Source organism: Bradyrhizobium sp. SEMIA (assembly GCF_014844175.1).
Classification (GTDB): domain Bacteria; phylum Pseudomonadota; class Alphaproteobacteria; order Rhizobiales; family Xanthobacteraceae; genus Bradyrhizobium; species Bradyrhizobium arachidis.
The window spans coordinates 3358551-3374193 of record NZ_CP046601.1 but is presented as its reverse complement, the minus strand read 5'-3'; the positions used below and the strand labels follow the sequence as shown (position 1 = coordinate 3374193).

Below are 15643 nucleotides of genomic sequence, written 5' to 3'. Positions count from 1 at the left end.
CTACGTGCCGTCAGGCGACGCCGCTGTCGATGGCCAGCCGTACCAGCTCGACCGAGGTCTTCACGCCGAGCTTCTGTCGCATGATCGAGGAGGTGTTGGCCACCGTCTTGTAGGACGACTGCACCAGCCAGGCGATCTCGGACAGGCTCTTTCCGGCGCTGAGCAGCCGCAGGATCTCCATCTCGCGCGCGTTCAGCTTCGACAGCGGGCTTTGCGCCAGCGCAGGCCCGGCAAAGGCGATGCTGCGCGCGATCGCCGTGGGCAGGTAAGTGCGCCGGCGCCGACGGCACGGATCGCCTCGACGAGGTCGTCGGGGTCACCGGTCTTGGAGACGTAGCCCTTGGCGCCGCATTCGATTGCGCGCGCGGCAAACGCTGGGTCGTCGTTCATGCTGAACATGATGATACGGGCCTCGGGCGCGCGCTCGAGGATGCGGCGCGCGAGCTCAAAGCCGGAGACGGTCGGCAGGTTGATGTCGATGATCGAGAGGTCGGGGCGCTCAACGATGAAGACGCTTTCGCCGTCCTCGGCGTCGGCGGCCTCCAGGATTTCGATCTCGCCTTCGTCGGCCAGCACGGCGCGGCAGCCGGAGGCGACAATGGGATGATCGTCGACGATCAGAATGCGCATAGGCGTTTCCCCGTAACAGCGCCGGCCTCTTTATTTCGCGCCGCATGATACCGAGCAGGACGCCATGCGCGTCTCACGTCGCCTCATGCAACCCGGCCGGGATTGCTGTACGCTTTCGATTAGATATCGGGCGCTTCGCCCCTGTCAACGTCATCGGACAGGTGCGGGCCAACCTTCGCGAGGCACGGGCGGCATCAATGTGGCAAAATCTATCGTTGCGTGCGCGCATCAACCTGCTGCTCGCGCTGTTGCTGGCACTGGGGCTCGCCGTCAATATCGGCCGGCAGGTCGCCGAGGCAGGTCCCCGCGTGCAGGCCGAGGACCAGAGCGTGATCCGGCTTGCGCGCGAGTTCATCGAGATGATCGTTGCCGATCTCAACGAGGCGCCCGATCCGGATGCCAGGCTGAACCAGATCGCGCGCGATCTCAGCCGGCTCCGCCATGTCAGCATCGCCCTCATGGATTCCAGCGGGAGCCCGCTGACGCCGCCGCGCCCAGACACCGATGACGACACGCGCGGGCCGCCCGCCTGGTTCGTGAGTTTGGTTCATCCCGAGCAGACCGCGGTTAGTGTCCCGGTCTCGGTCCGTGGCAAGCCCGGCTCTCTCCTGATCACCTCGCATCCCGATGACGAGATCGCCGAGATCTGGGACGGCATCGTGACCCAGCTCGAGGTCGGCTCGGTGATCGCGCTCGCGCTGTTTTTCCTGATGATGACGGTGGTTGGCCGCGCGCTCACCCCGCTTAAATCCCTCTCCGACGTGATGGCCGAGCTCGAAGACGGCCGCTATGAGGCGCGCGTCGCGCCAGGCGGCGCGCCGGAGCTGGCCGCGATCTGCACCAAGCTCAATCACCTGGCCGCAACGCTCGGCGAGGCTGTCGAGGACAAGCGGCGCCTTGCCGAACGCGCGGTGTCGCTCCAGGATATCGAGCGCAAGGAGATCGCGCGCGAGTTGCACGACGAGTTCGGGCCCTATCTGTTCTCGCTGCGGGCGCATGCCAGTGCGCTGGCGAAGCAGGCGGACGGGCGTGATCCGAGTGCGGAAGCGGTGCGAAAGCACGGCAGCGCGATGATGGAGCAGATCAACGCGCTCCAGCAGTTCAATCGCCGCGTCCTGGAGCGGCTCCGCCCCGTCGGCTTGGCCGAGCTCGGCCTGCGCCAGGCGCTGGAATCGCTGTCGCGGCTGTGGCGGGAGTCGCATCCCGACGTCGCGATCGAAACCGTGATCTCGCCGGCGCTGGGCCCGACGACGGGCGAGACCGCCGATCTCACCATCTACCGCATCGTGCAAGAGGCGCTTACCAACGTGTTCCGCCACGCCGGCGCGACCTCGGTCCACGTCGTCATCGAACCCGTGGAGCAGGCCGGCGGCGCTCCTGCGCGCGGGTGCGGGTCAGCGACAATGGCCGCGGCATGGAGCCGGGCCAGAAGCTGGGTTTCGGCCTCGTCGGCATGCGCGAGCGGATTCTAGCACTGGGCGGCACGCTCAACGTCGTCTCTAGCGACGGCGGTCTGACCTTGGAGGCGCTGGTTCCCACAGTGGTGTCCTGACTACGTCGGGAAAAATTCCCGATCTGGTCGGGAAAGCGGGCGCAGATATTGCCCGACCTTTTGTGGCTGGTGCGTGGGCTCTCTCCGACTACACTCGTCTCAACCAAACGGCGAAATCAAAACAGCCGGGGGGAGTCGGGGATGGGAAGGCTGGGATGGGCAAGCGTCTTTGGTTCAAGCGTCGTTGGTTGATGGCCTCGGTTTCGACCAGCCTGGGGCTGGTTTTCGCGGGCCAGGCCGGGGCCGCGCAGGACGAGGAGACCAACGTCCAGAACCTGCCAGCGGTCGAGGTGACGGCGCCGCCCTCGACACCGAGGCGCACCGCGCCATCGCGCCCGGTCGCGCGCGTGGCGGGAACATCGTCGTCCACGCGCCCCAAGACGCGCATCTACGTCTACCCGACGTCGCCGGGCACGGGCAGAGGTCTCGATGTCGACAAGGTCCCGTCGGCGATCAATGCCGTCGATGCCAACCAGATCAGGCGCACCAACTCGCCGAATATTGCTGATGCCCTGCAGCAGTATGTGCCCGGTGTCAGCATCAATGAGGTAACCGGCAATCCCTTCCAGCCTGACGTCCAATTTCGCGGCTATGTGGCTTCGCCTCTGGCCGGAACGCCGCAGGGGCTCGCCGTTTACCAGAATGGCGTACGCATCAACGAAGCTTTTTCCGACATCGTCAATTGGGATCTCATCCCGACGGCAGCCATTCGATCCGCGGTGGTGGTGACCAACAATCCTGCTTACGGCCTCAATGCGCTCGGCGGCGCCATCGATCTGCAGATGAAGAACGGGTTCAACTACCAAGGCGCCGAGATCGACGTCATGGGCGGCTCATTCGGCCGCATCCAGGGCTCCGCACAATGGGGCAAGCAGGTCGATAGAAACTGGTCTGTCTACGGCGCGCTCGAAGGCATTCACGACAACGGCTTCCGCAATTTCTCGGCATCGGACGTCCGGCGCTTCTATGGCGATGTCGGGTATCGCTTTGAAGGCAACGAGTTCCACCTCAATGGCGGCGTCGCCAACAATTCCTTGGCAGGACCCAGCACTGTTCCGGCCGAATTGCTCCAGCAATATTGGGGGGCGACCTATACAACGCCACAAACCATTTCCAACAAGGTCGGCTATCTCAACCTGACCGGCAAGGTGGAGGCGACGCCGACCTGGACCTTTGAGGGCACGGCGCATGTGCGGGCCTTCAAACAGAATACCGTGGACGGAAATCCGACCGATACGGTGCCCTGCGACGCCGATGCGACGCTGCTTTGCTTTGGCGATGTCGACCCTTTGACTGGCCTCCAACCGTCGGCCAATGGCCTCAATGGCGTTCAGCTCGCAAATCCCTTTGCGCCAGGTGCCATCCTCGGCGAGATTGATCGCACCAGCACGAAATCGACCACGTTTGGCGTATCCGGGCAGGCGACCAACATCGATCAGCTATTCGGTCACGAGAACCGCTTCGTGATCGGCGCAAGCTACGATGTCAGCAGCACGCGTTTCATCGGTAGCGCTGAATTGGGAACCATCGGCACGAACTATGTCGTCACGGGCAGCGGCATATTCCTGGGGCAGTCCGGCGATCCGACATCGATCGGTCCGGTGTCCCTTCGCACCGTCAATCAATATCACGGGCTCTATGCGCTCGACACGTTCAACGTGGACGATCGCTTTGCGGTGACGGGGGGGCGGCCGGTTCAATGCGGCCCGTGTCACGCTGATGGACCAGCTCGGCACCGCCCTCAATGGCGATCATACTTATGATCGTTTCAATCCGATCATCGGCGCCACTTACAAGATCACGTCCGAGGTGACCGCCTATGCGGGCTATTCCGAGGCCAACCGGGTGCCGACGCCACTCGAACTCGGCTGCGCCGATCCGGCGCGGCCGTGCATCATCGGGCAGTTCCTGATCGCTGACCCCCCACTGCAGCAGGTCGTATCCAAGACGTTTGAAGCTGGCTTCCGCGGTACCAAGGAATTGAACATCGGTTCGCTCGGCTGGAAGATCGGTGCCTACCGTGCCACCAACTACGATGACATCCTCGCGACCCCAATTCCGGGCCTGACGGGCTTCGGCTTCTTCCAGAACGTCGGACGGACGCGCAGGCAGGGTATCGAAGCCGAGGTGAGCCTGAAGTCGAATGTGCTTCAGTTCCAGGCGAGCTACGCATTCTCGGATGCGCGCTTCCTCGATGCGCTGACGCTTGGCTCAGAGAGCCCGTTCGCCGACGCCGACGGCAACATCCAGGTCTTGCCGGGTAATCACATTCCGCGGCTGCCGAGCCACCTCATCAAGGCCAGCATCGAATATGCTATTACCGATGTTTGGAAGGTCGGGGGTGACGCGCTCTTTGTCTCAAGCCAGTATTTCGTCGGCGATGAGTCCAACCAGTTTCCCAAGCTGCCATCCTACGCCGTGTTCAACCTCCACACCTCCTACCAGGTCACCAAGAACCTCCAGCTTTACGGTCGCGTCAACAACATCTTCGACAACCGCTACTCGACCGTCGGCACCTTCTTCGATCGCGAAGCCTTGCCCAACTTCACCAATGGCGGCGCGGAATTCACCGACCCGCGCTCGCTGAGCCCGGCAAGACCTCGCGCGTTCTATGCGGGCATGCGGGTGACGTTCTAGGTATCTGCGAAGCGCGGGACGTGCGATCGACAGCGAGGAGACTAGGTCAGTCCCAGGCCGCCATCGACGGCCAGAACCTGGCCGGTGATCCATTGCGAGGCGGGGCCTGCCAGCTGGACGATCCATGGCGCAATGTCGTCGGGAACGCCGCGACGACGGAGCGGAATCCGCGCGCGCTCGTCGTCCTTGACGGCTTCAGCCTGTTCCGCAGATAGCCCCATCATCCCCGTCAGGGCCCCCGATTCCGTAGGGCCGGCGGCGACCGCATTCACCCTGATTCCGAATGGCGCCAGCTCGAGCGCCCAGCAGCGGGTCAGTTGTTCCAGCGCCGCCTTGCTGGCGGCGTAGTGGGACAGCCCCGCGGCAGGCCGATGACCGAACGTGGAGGAGATGTTGATGATGGTGCCCTGCGTCGCCTTCAGGTGAGGAAGCGCGGCGCGGGCGAGCAGGCTTGGACCGACCACGTTGACGGAAAGGATGTCGTCGATCCGGTCCGCCGCCGCATCCGACAGCGGAAGAATGGCTCCGGCGCCGGCGTTGTTGACGAGCGCGTCCAGCCGGCCCCATTTGCCGACAGCCTCAGCGATGGTTCGATTGGCGTCCTCGGTGGAGGCAGTGTCCGCAACCAAGCCTGCGATATTCCGATGCTCCGCTGCTGTCTGTTCGATGGGACCGGCGCGGCGGCCGGTGATGAGCACCTTGTCGCCCTGGTTGGCGAAACGCAGTGCTGCCGCCCGGCCGATGCCGGAGCTGCCGCCTGTGATGATCACCACTCTGTCGTTCTGCATGTTCATTCGCTTTGTTGCGTCGTTCGAAATGGAAGGAGAGCGTGGGCCAGTGTTCGGCGAACCACAGCTCGGTGTTTGAGGAAGACCAGGGCGCGAACTCATCAATGCGATGAGCACGCGCCCTCGGATTCATTCGATCAATCGCTCAATAGTCCCAGAACACCGGCACCCAGCGGAACGCATCGCCGTCGGCCGCGACCCGGCCGACGGACGGGAACGGCAGGTGCGTCGCCACCAGCAGCCCTTTGGTCTCGACCAGCTCCTTGAACAGCTGAACCCGAACGCGAGCGGCTTCCTCGGGATCGTGCTCGAAGCCGTTGTACCATTCGGGGTGCTCGAACCCGACTGCGAACACGGCATCGCCCGCGAACATCAGCCGGTCGCCGCCGGACGCGACGCGAACCACGCTGTGTCCGGGCGTGTGACCGCCGGTGCGACGGACGACGACGCCCGGCGCAACTTCGTGCTCCTCATCGAACTGGCGCAGCTGACTGCCGTATTCTTTCACGAAGCGCTTGGCGGCCGAGCGAAGCGCGTCCGGGAATCCCGGCGGCATGGAGACGTGGGAGAAATCGGGCGCGTCCCAGAACTTGACCTCGGCGGCCGCCACATGGATGCGCAGGTCCTTGCGCAGCCGCTCCTTCACGCCGTCGACCAGCAACCCGCCGACATGGTCCATGTGCATGTGGGTGAGCACCACGTCGGTCACGGACGAAAGATCGATGCCGGCCGCTTCCAGTCGCTTGATCAACTGCCCGGCCCGCGGCAAGTGCAGGTCCGGATCGAATCCCAGCCCGGCATCGACGAGGATGGTCTGGCTGCCGCTCCGCACCACGACCGCGTTCAGCGCCCAATCGAAAGCGTCCGGTGGCAGGAACATCTCCTTCAGCCAGGCCGCCCGGGCAGACGGGTCGACATTGTGGGCCAGCATGGCCGTTGGCAGCGGCAGCACGCCGTCGCTGACCACCATCACGTCGATGTCGCCGATCTTCAGCGCATAGCGCGACGGGACCAGCTCTTCGGGCTTCGACGTCACGGGGGATGAGGTGTTGTGCATGTTCATGTTCGTCTCCTGGTTCAAGGTGAAGGCCCCCGGCTGGTCCTGGTCGAGCAGGCCGCGCCGCCGGGAGAGCGCGGCCGTCGTTGCGTGATGCGACTAGAGGCTCGTCACGCGCTCCGGATCGGCCGATGCCAACGCCGCGGCGCGCTCGGCGCGGGGCGGGTAGATCCAGACGGTGTTGATCTCCCGCTTGGTCTTCTTGGCGACGTCGCCGACCAGCTCGACCGTGCGCTCCCAGCCGCGCGTGAACAGCGCACCGGCTTCGCCGAGATCGAGGCAGGTGACGTAAGCTTTCTGGTGATACGGCCTGGTCGGAACGCCGAGCAGCTCGGCGGCGGCGTTGTTGCCGGCAAAGGCGCCCATGCGCGTCGCGTGCTGGCATGACATCAGTGCGTAATTGCCGGTGTCGTCGCAGGCGGCGCGCGCCGCATCGCCGGTGGCGAAGACGCCGGCGATGCCGGGCACGCGCAGGTCGCGGTCGACCAGCAGCCGGCCGAAACTGTCGCGCTCGGCGGGAATCTGTGCCGTCAGCGGCGCGGCACGAATGCCGGCTGCCCACACCACCGTCTCGGTTTCGATGTGCTCGCCGGTCGAGAGCGTCACGCCGGACTTGTCGAGCGAGGCAACGCCGGTGCCGAGCCGGGCCTCGACGCCGAGCTTGCGCAGCGCCTCCTCGATCACGGGGCGGGACCCTTCGCCCATGTCGGGGGCAATCGCGCTGTTGCGCTCCACGATGATCACGCGCGCCCTGGAATCCTCGCCGAAGATCTGGCGCAGGCGCGCGGGCAGCTCGGTGGCCGCCTCGATGCCGGTGAAGCCGCCGCCGGCGCGACGACCGTGTCGCGCCCGTTGACGCCGGCCGATTGGCAAGGCTGTGCAGATGCTTGTCGAGTGCGATCGCGTCATCGAGCGAATCGACGCTGAAGCCATGCTCGGCAAGACCTGGAATGTTGGGGCGGAACAGGCGGCTGCCGGCGGCGACCACCAGCCGGTCGTAGGACAGCGTCTTTCGCGTACCCTTGGCTGTGGCGATCTGCACCGTCTGCGCCTTGGTGTCGACCGCCTCGGCGCTGCCCTGGATGTAATCGACGTCGATGGCCTCGAGGACGTCGAGCAGCGGCGCCGTCAAGGTTTCCGGCTTCGGCTCGTAGAGCCGCGGGCGGATCACCAGCGTCGGCTGCGGCGCGATCAGCGCGATCTCGAGATCGTCGGGCGAAACACCCTGGATGTCGCGGAGGCGAGCGGCGGAGAGGGCGGCGTACATGCCGGCGAAGCCGGCACCGATAATGAGTAGTCGCATGTGGTTGTCTCCAGGATTGGATTGGTTCGAAACGCGCGCGTCATCGCTGCCGCTCGATGCGAGCGGAGTCTGTTGCGACCCGTGATGACGCGAAGAGGTGAGACGGAGAGCGCCGGGCCGTTACGGCGCGGTGCAGTTCGGCAGCGAGGACAGGAGGGCGGGGCCCTCGCAAGCCGCGCGGCAGCTGCGCGGGCCCAGCGGCCAGCCGCGCAGGGCGACCGGGGCGACCGGCATCGCGGGCTTCCCGAGCCAGCCGCGATCGAGCAGGATCGACGTTGCGGCATTGGCGCTTCGTGGGCCCTGTAACTCCGCCTCTTCGGCGGTCGGCGAGGTGAAGCGCACCGTCAGCGAGAGCCCGTACACGAGCGCCGAGGCGGCGGCCTTCCGTTTCGGTGCGATTGCAAGCTGTTTCCAGTCCATCGTTCGTCTCCGTCCGGATGATGTGACATTGCGATCTTTAGCGAACCGGATAGTCGACTGCGCCAGAGCGATTGCCGTCCCTGTCGAGCGATTGCTGCTACCGCATGCGCCTGCGCCAATCGCTCGGCGTTTCGCCGGTCAGCTTCTTGAAGGCCGCGGCGAAGGCGGTCTGCGAGGAATAGCCGAGCGCTGCGGCGATCGAGACCACCGGCTCGTCGCTCCCGCGCAGCATGTCCATGGCCTGCTCGAGCCGGTGCTGGCGCAGCCAGGCATGCGGCGAGAGCCCGGTGCTCTCCTTGAAGGACCGGCAGAAATGGAAGCGCGACAGTCCGGCGTCGGACGCGAGCGCCGAGAGCGAGACATCTGCATCGCTGTCCGAGCGCAGACGTTCGATCGACCGGCGCAGAACCGAAGGCGAAAGACCGCCGATGATCGGCTGCGGCGTAGCCGCAACGCCGGCATGAGCGGCCAAGAGGCGCGTGGCGAGCAGATCCGTCAGTTGTTGCCTGAACAGCGTGTCCAGCGTGGCGCTGCCTTCGAGCGAGTCGGCGGCGCTCAGCAGCAGCCGCGACGTGATGGCGTCAGGATGCCCGGTTCGCTCCAGCAGATCGCCGGGGTTCGTCGTGTTGGCCTCGTCGGCGATCCGCAGCAGCGTCCTCTGCGGAAGATAGAGCTGGACGACATGCATGGGGCAGTGGATGTCCCATCGCGATGTCGAGCCGGCCGGAATGATCGTCACGACGCCGGGACGCGCCGTCGAAATCGCGGCCGTCCTTCCCGTGCGTCGTTCCAGCGCCTGCGAGCCGGCGGGATAGGCCATGACGACATGATCGGCCATGGGCTCGACGGTGTCGTGCAGCGGTTCGTGCCTCCAAAAGGCGATGGCGCCGCTGCTGGAATCGGAGGCCATGCGAAGCGGCTTCGTCTTGAGCACGCGTGCCATCTCGGCATCGGCGGCGCGACGCTCGGACGCCGCGTGATCGTCCGGCCTTGCGCCAGGTATGGGTGGCAAGCCCTTGGGGGAGGGATTGCGCATGAGTGTGGTGCTCCCGGTCATTGCGTGGCTCCTCCCGATCGCTTCGAGCTCAGATCAGGTGTCCGTGTTTCTACGGGTCGGGGGCGTTCTAGGCGCTGCCCGGGCCGAGCGTCTTGCCTGAAGCGCCCATGCTTTGCCCGATCCTGCTCCGAGCCGGCGCGCGCTTTCGCAAACGCCCGACGCGCAGCGCCGCGTCGTCGCAGTGCCGATTTCGCGAGAGGAATAAATTCGCTGAAAGGGCCCGGTGCCGGCGGCCGAGGCGGGGCCCTCGCCGGCGCCGCCGCGGGCGGACGGCTTGCACAGAATATCCCGCCTCCGGCATGATAGGCCCGGAGGTTCGCTTCGCCGTGTCATTGAAGAATCCGGACGCAGTCGCAGCCATCGTTGCAGCGCTTCGGCACGTTTACGGTGACGAGGTCGCGCGAATGATGCTCGTCGGCGGCATGAGCCTCGCCACCCTGATCGATGCGATGTTTTCCGCGCCCTTGACGCATCGGCAGGCCGTCCGGGCGATTACCGACGGATTGGACGATTTTGTCGTCTCTCCGGACCTCGGTCTCATGTGGCACCTCAAGTACATCTATGGAGACCAGCCCGGTTCGCTGGATGTCGTGGACATGGAGATCGCCACGATGAACGGCACGCTGGCGAGCAAGGACGTCTGGCTTCGCCTGGCCTCCTAGAGCAGAACTCGGCCCGGTCCCGGATTGAAGCGGAATCGGCAAACCTGAAGTATTGATTAAAATTCTAATCGTGCGCGGTTCATAATCTTAGCGTCGCGCCTGTATGACCCCTCGCAAACATTTGTTTTTGCAGGAGACGTATTATGGCTGCTGCCGATCAGACTTTCTCTCAGGCCATCGACATTTCAGGCCGCCTCGTGCGCGCCGCCAATTTCGCGCTGGACAATTGGTGGATATGGCTGCTGGCCGCCGCCGCACTCTGGCTGATGCTGAAGATCCGCGCGCAGCATGCGCTGATCGCGCAGCTCGACGAGCGCGCGGATGCGGCCTTCGGCGACGTCGATGCGCTGCTGGTCGAGCGGCACACGCTGATCGGCAATCTCGTCGAGATCGTCCGCGCCTTTGCCGCGAGGGAGCATCAGTTGATCCGCGACGTGCTCGACGCGCGCATCGACGCGCTGGAAGCGATCAGCGGCAGCGGCGGGGTGATTCAGAGCGAGACCCAGATCGCCAGCGTCCTGCAAAATCTGTTCACGGTCAGCGAAAACTATCCCGCGCTTGCCAGCGCCGCCCATTACAGCACGCTGCGCTCCGACCTGATCCGGATCGAGGACCGCATCACCGCGGCGCGCAAGTTCTACAATCTCGCGGTCGAGGAATTGAACTCGGTCCGCCGTGCCTTCCCCGGCAATTTCATCGCGATGATCGGGCACAATCCTCCGCGCGAAAAATTCGTGCTCGGCGAGCGCCGCGCCGAGCTGGCGGAGCCGGTCAAGATCGCGCTTTAGGCCGAAAGGGCTGGCGCCAACAGGGGCTAGGTCATGGCGGTTCACGGCTACGTCACCCACGCCGCGCACAACAGGCGGTTCACGGCGTTGCTGGTGCTGGGCTATGTGCTGGCCTTCGAGATCATCGGGGCCTTCGCCCTGACGATGATCCTGCTCTCGGCCGACCATGAGCATACCATCCTGACCGATCCGGCCGGCTATGCGCTGCGCTACGCACTGCCGATCGCCATCGTGGCCGGATTCGTGTTCTGGTGGATCTACAGCAGTCACGCCAAGGCGGTGACGAAAGTGCTCGGCGTCCGCATCGTCACCCGCGAGGACGAGCCGCGTTTCGTCGCGATCGCCGAGGAGCAGTGCACCGCGCTCGGCGTGCGCCTGCCGCGTTTCGGGATCATCGAGGCGAGCGAACCCAATGCCGTGACCGCAGGCGAGGGGCCGACCCAAGGCCTGATCGCGGTCACGCGCGGCCTGCTGGACGTGCTCGACGACGACGAGCTTGCCGCGGTCCTCGCCCATGAGGCCTCCCATATTCGCCACGGCGATACGCGGCTGCTCGCCGCCAACCACGCCTTGATGCGCACCGCCATCATCATGCAGATGAACAATCCGCTGCGCTTCGAAGACTGGCGGCAGATGGTCATCGCGGTGCTGATCCCGCCGATGCTGCTGCTGATGCTCGCGAGCAGCGCGATGACGTCGCTCTCCATGCGGCTGTCGCGCGCGGCGCGGCGCGGGTTGAAGCTGAGCCGCGACCACGTCGCCGACGGCGAGGCCATCCGCGTCACGCATTTTCCCGAGGCGCTGCTCAGCGCGATCGCCAAGGTCAGCGGCCGGGGCTGCTTCGTCGGCAGCGACCGTGTCGAGGGTCTGCTGTTCGACGGGCGCGCCGATCACGAAGGCGGAAGCCATCCGTCTGCCACGGATCGGATCGAGGCCATCGGCCACCTTGGCGGAGAGCTGATGAATCCGGCGCGGCAGCGCCGCGACACCCGCGTTCCGGCGCGGCCCGTGTTCGGCAGCGCCCGCGAATAGAAGCTGCAACGGCCTATCCGCTCGATGCGTCGGGCCGGCCGCTGGAGCGGCCGCGCCCGCCGTCCCGGCATCCCTTGCTGCTCTACTTCACCGACCACGAGCTCTACATGCAGTGGCACAATGCCTGCGTGGCTTGGACGGAATGGCAGCTGAACGAGCGTCGCAATGTCCTCGGCGTGATGCCGAAACTGATGATCCCGCTGGGCCTTGCGTTTGCGGCGGTGCTCTATCTCTACTGGCCGAAGGACGGAAACCTGTCGAAGCTGGCGAGCCTGATGAACCCGGCGGGGATGGTCGATATCGCCCGGATGACGAATTCGGGACCGTTCTGCAGCGGCCCATCCTATCCCGACGGCAAATGCGCTACCAAAGGCGCGCCGGTGCCGAAGCCGAACAACCAGGTCGCGCAAAGCGCGCCTGCTGCCGCGCCGGCCGGCAAGCCGGGAGCGAACGGCGGAGTCTGGGCTGAAGGCAGCGATCGTCCAGCAGCGCCTTCAGCCTTCATGCCGCTCTTGCTGTTCGGCCTCGTGGTGGTTGGGATATTCAAGCCGAAACTGCTCCGCGCGCTGTTCGGCCATCTCGAGCCGCTCGAGATCGATCGTCGCAAGTCGCGTCCGGACATCGTCGAAATCGACGAAGAGATCGTCAGGAACGACCAGCCAAAGTGGAACGCACCGCCGCCGCCGAGTGCCCCGCTTTCGGCGCCGGTGTTTGGCCGGAGGAGGGTGTAAAGTCGCTTCCTGGTCTGTTCGCCAAATGGCGCGGACGATCTAAGCCCGGCTCAGCCGATCGCGCAGGAATTCGATGAAGCGCTGCGTCTTGGCAGGAAGCAGTCTGGTCTCGGTGACGGCATAGATGGTCATGGGCAAGCCCTGCCATTGCGGCATGATGCGGCGTAGCCGGCCGGCTGCGACTTCGTCGGCGACGATTTCCTGCGGCACGAAGGTGATGCCCATGTCGAGGGTCGCGAGACGGCGGAGCATGCCGATGCTGTTGAGGTGGAAACGGCCGCCGACCTCGGCGTCTAACATTTGCATTCCGTTGTGCAGCTTCCAGCTGCTTACCCTCGTCTGGCAGAGGCATTGATGGTGCGCGAGGTCCGCGGGTTCGCGCGGCTCGCCGTTGAGTTCGAGATAGCGCGGCGAGGCGTAGAGATAGCCGTGCAGGCGGGCGAGCGGCCGCGCGATCATGTGGGACGCCTCGGATTCTCCGATGCGGATCGCGAGATCATACGGCTCGGAGACGAGGTCGACGCGCCGCGGCGTCAGGTCGAATTCGAAATCGATACCGGGATAAAGCTGCGCGAATTCGGTGATCAACGGCGCCAGATAGGTGTTCGCGAAATCCACCGGCAGCGAGACGCGCAACAATCCGCTCGGCCGCGCCAGCATTTCGCCGAGCTGCTCGTGCGCGAGGCGTGCTTCGTCGACGATGCGCTTGCAACGCTCGAAATAGAGCTGGCCGGCTTCGGTCAATTCGATCCTGCGCGTCGTGCGGTTCAGGAGGCGAAGCCCGATCTCCTTCTCCAGCAGGCTGATCCGTCGCGACAGGGTGGAGTTCGGCATGTCCAGCGTCGCCGCAGCGCCGCGGAAGCTCCTGGCTTTCACGACCTCGACGAAGAGCGCCATGTCGTTCAACAGCTCCATAAGATTATTCCATATGTGGACCAATCTATTCCATTATACGCCATTTATTCCATGAGATGGAGGGTCCATCTGCCTTCTCGACAGCAACGAGAAGGAACTCGCCATGAAATCGCTATTCAGTCCCGTCCGCGTCGGTGGACTTGAGCTCCCGAACCGCCTCGTCATGGCGCCCATGACGCGGTCGCGCGCCGCCGCCAATGGCACGCCCGGCAACCTCGCCGCCGAATATTACGCGCAGCGCGCCGGCGTCGGTCTGATCGTCACCGAGGGCACGCAGCCATCTGACGACGGGCAGGGCTACATGGCGACCCCCGGTATCTACTCGCCGGCGCATGTCGCAGGCTGGCACAAGGTCACCGATGCCGTGCACGACAAGGGCGGCCATATCTTCATCCAGCTCATGCATGCCGGGCGCATGTCCCATCCCGACAACACGCCGCATCACCGGCAGGGCGTGGCCCCCTCGGCCATCGCGCCGGATACCCCGATGTTCACGGCGACCGGCATGCAGGATATCCCGCAGCCACGCTCGCTCACCACCGACGAGGTGCGCCGGACCGTCGCCGACTTTCGCGACGCTGCGCGCTGCGCCATCGCGGCGCGAGCAGATGGCGTCGAGATCCACGGCGCCAACGGATATCTGGTCCAGCAATTCATTGCGCCGAGCGCGAACACCCGAACCGATGCCTATGGTGGCTCGATCGAAAATCGTGCGCGTTTCGCCATCGCGGTGGCGGCCGCCATCGCTGGCGAGATCGGCGCGGACAAGACGGCGATCCGTCTGTCGCCCGGCATCACGATGTGGGGCATCGACGAAGGTGTCGAAGGACCTGACCTCTATCGTCATCTGGTCACTGAGCTCGACAAGCTCTCGCTCGCCTATCTGCACATCATGCATCAGGGCGACGACCGCCTTCTTGCCGATCTCCGCAAGCTGTGGCGCGGCAGGCTGATCGTGAACAGACCGGGGCGTCCGCGCGACCTCATCGGCGCCGACGTCGCGGCCGGACTGGCCGACATGGAGGCGTACGGCCAGATGGTCCTGGCCAATCCCGACGTCATGGCGCGCCTGAAATCCGGCGCCCCGCTGAACGAGGCGGATCGCACCACCTTCTTCGGCGGCGACGCCCGCGGCTACACCGACTATCCTGCGTTGGGTGCGACTGCTGCGGTCTGAGCACTCCCGGTCATCGCAATCATCGGCTCTGCACCGCGCCCGCGGTGCGAGCGTGCTCTTCCCGAAGCCGAATCGCCGCTGGCTCGCGGCGACGCTAAGCCAGCATTCCGTCGAGATCGGAATAGATGACGTCGGCCGTGCGTTGATAGTGCTGCTGAAGCAGACGCACGGCCTTTTCGGTGTGCTTGGCGAGAACCGCCTGAAGGATATCGCTGTGCTCGGCACCGACCTTGCGCGCCGGATAGGCCTTTGCGATCGACATCATGCGATAGCGATAGAGACGGTCGGCGAGCTGCTCGCAGAAGCCGAGAAGCGGACGTGAACCGCAAAGGCCGATCAGCGTCGCATGGAAGGCGCGGTGCACCTTCTCCCAGTCCGGATTGTCCTCGAACGTGTCGGGCTTGAGCGAGCGAGGGGTGCGGTCGAGCCGGTGATGCGCCACCAGCAGAGCCTCTTCCCAGCTCTGCGTCGCATTCTGCATGGACTCGCGGAGCGCCAGGCCTTCGACCCAGCACCGCGTCTTGGTCAGCTCCTGCAGCTCCCCCTTGCTGACCTCCTTCACATAGAAGCCGCGCTGCTCCATCCCGACGACGAACTCCTCGGTCGTCAGCCGGTTGAGCGCCTCGCGCAGCGGGGTCTGCCCGACATTGTACTGCTCCATCAGGAATCGCGACTGCAGCTTGCGACCGGGCGCGAGCCGGGTGGTCAGGATGTCGGCCTTGAGGCGTGCGTAGATCGTGGTCGCCAGCGTTGCCGGTTGGTCGTCCTTCTGGCTCGGCAGGTCAGGGCTCATGGGCATCCCATTGGAATCTCTGCGCCTGTGTACATTAGCAGGGTTTGGACCTGTTATTTATAAATTTTTGCTTTACTGACGATTTTGTACATATTAATGGA

General features: G+C 65.0%; 11 protein-coding genes and 4 pseudogenes. 7 read left to right on the top strand and 8 right to left on the bottom strand.

Features of this window, described 5'->3' with window-relative positions; all coding sequences use genetic code 11:
- Positions 1-10 precede the first annotated feature (10 nt).
- Positions 11-630, bottom strand: a pseudogene (locus tag FOM02_RS16570) (response regulator).
- A gap of 197 nt (positions 631-827) precedes the next feature.
- On the opposite strand from FOM02_RS16570, the pseudogene FOM02_RS16565 reads away from it, so the two are divergent.
- Positions 828-2182, top strand: a pseudogene (locus FOM02_RS16565) (histidine kinase).
- Between the two features lie 155 nt (positions 2183-2337).
- Positions 2338-4819, top strand: a pseudogene (locus FOM02_RS16560) (TonB-dependent receptor).
- A gap of 41 nt (positions 4820-4860) precedes the next feature.
- Here the strand turns inward: FOM02_RS16560 and FOM02_RS16555 are convergent.
- From FOM02_RS16555 to FOM02_RS16535, 5 genes and pseudogenes are all read right to left on the bottom strand, one after another.
- Complete coding sequence (locus FOM02_RS16555) at positions 4861-5613, bottom strand: SDR family NAD(P)-dependent oxidoreductase (protein ID WP_265441906.1); 753 nt, start codon at positions 5611-5613, stop codon at positions 4861-4863.
- 139 nt (positions 5614-5752) lie between these two features.
- Positions 5753-6670 (bottom strand): MBL fold metallo-hydrolase, encoded by a 918-nt coding sequence (locus FOM02_RS16550; RefSeq protein WP_194482940.1) that lies wholly within the window; start codon positions 6668-6670, stop codon positions 5753-5755.
- Between the two features lie 93 nt (positions 6671-6763).
- Positions 6764-7967, bottom strand: a pseudogene (locus tag FOM02_RS16545) (NAD(P)/FAD-dependent oxidoreductase).
- A 120-nt stretch (positions 7968-8087) separates the two neighbouring features.
- The gene (locus tag FOM02_RS16540) at positions 8088-8387 is read right to left on the bottom strand and encodes a hypothetical protein (protein ID WP_265441905.1); all 300 of its coding nucleotides are present in this window, start codon (positions 8385-8387) and stop codon (positions 8088-8090) included.
- Positions 8388-8484: 97 nt separating this feature from the next.
- Positions 8485-9444, bottom strand: a complete 960-nt coding sequence (locus FOM02_RS16535; RefSeq protein ID WP_265441904.1) for a helix-turn-helix domain-containing protein — start codon at positions 9442-9444, stop codon at positions 8485-8487.
- A 404-nt stretch (positions 9445-9848) separates the two neighbouring features.
- On the opposite strand from FOM02_RS16535, the gene FOM02_RS16530 reads away from it, so the two are divergent.
- The 4 genes from FOM02_RS16530 to FOM02_RS16515 all read left to right on the top strand — a co-directional run bounded on the left by FOM02_RS16530 (position 9849) and on the right by FOM02_RS16515 (position 12657).
- Positions 9849-10106, top strand: coding sequence for a hypothetical protein (locus tag FOM02_RS16530; RefSeq protein WP_231164093.1), 258 nt, complete (start codon positions 9849-9851; stop codon positions 10104-10106).
- Positions 10107-10249: 143 nt separating this feature from the next.
- A complete protein-coding gene (locus tag FOM02_RS16525) occupies positions 10250-10894 on the top strand; it encodes a LemA family protein (protein ID WP_027562397.1) in 645 nt (214 codons plus the stop codon).
- A 33-nt stretch (positions 10895-10927) separates the two neighbouring features.
- Positions 10928-11926 (top strand): M48 family metalloprotease, encoded by a 999-nt coding sequence (locus FOM02_RS16520; RefSeq protein ID WP_265441903.1) that lies wholly within the window; start codon positions 10928-10930, stop codon positions 11924-11926.
- 74 nt (positions 11927-12000) lie between these two features.
- The gene (locus FOM02_RS16515; RefSeq protein WP_265441902.1) at positions 12001-12657 is read left to right on the top strand and encodes a hypothetical protein; all 657 of its coding nucleotides are present in this window, start codon (positions 12001-12003) and stop codon (positions 12655-12657) included.
- Between the two features lie 39 nt (positions 12658-12696).
- On the opposite strand, the gene FOM02_RS16510 is transcribed toward FOM02_RS16515, so the two are convergent.
- Positions 12697-13572: a LysR family transcriptional regulator gene (locus tag FOM02_RS16510; protein ID WP_027562399.1), complete on the bottom strand. Its 876-nt coding sequence runs from the start codon at positions 13570-13572 to the stop codon at positions 12697-12699.
- A 103-nt stretch (positions 13573-13675) separates the two neighbouring features.
- Between FOM02_RS16510 and FOM02_RS16505 the strand changes: the two genes are divergently transcribed.
- Positions 13676-14749: an alkene reductase gene (locus tag FOM02_RS16505; RefSeq protein ID WP_027562400.1), complete on the top strand. Its 1074-nt coding sequence runs from the start codon at positions 13676-13678 to the stop codon at positions 14747-14749.
- A gap of 94 nt (positions 14750-14843) precedes the next feature.
- Here FOM02_RS16505 and FOM02_RS16500 read toward each other — a convergent pair whose 3' ends face one another.
- Positions 14844-15542 (bottom strand): GntR family transcriptional regulator, encoded by a 699-nt coding sequence (locus FOM02_RS16500; RefSeq protein ID WP_027562401.1) that lies wholly within the window; start codon positions 15540-15542, stop codon positions 14844-14846.
- Positions 15543-15643: the final 101 nt, after the last annotated feature.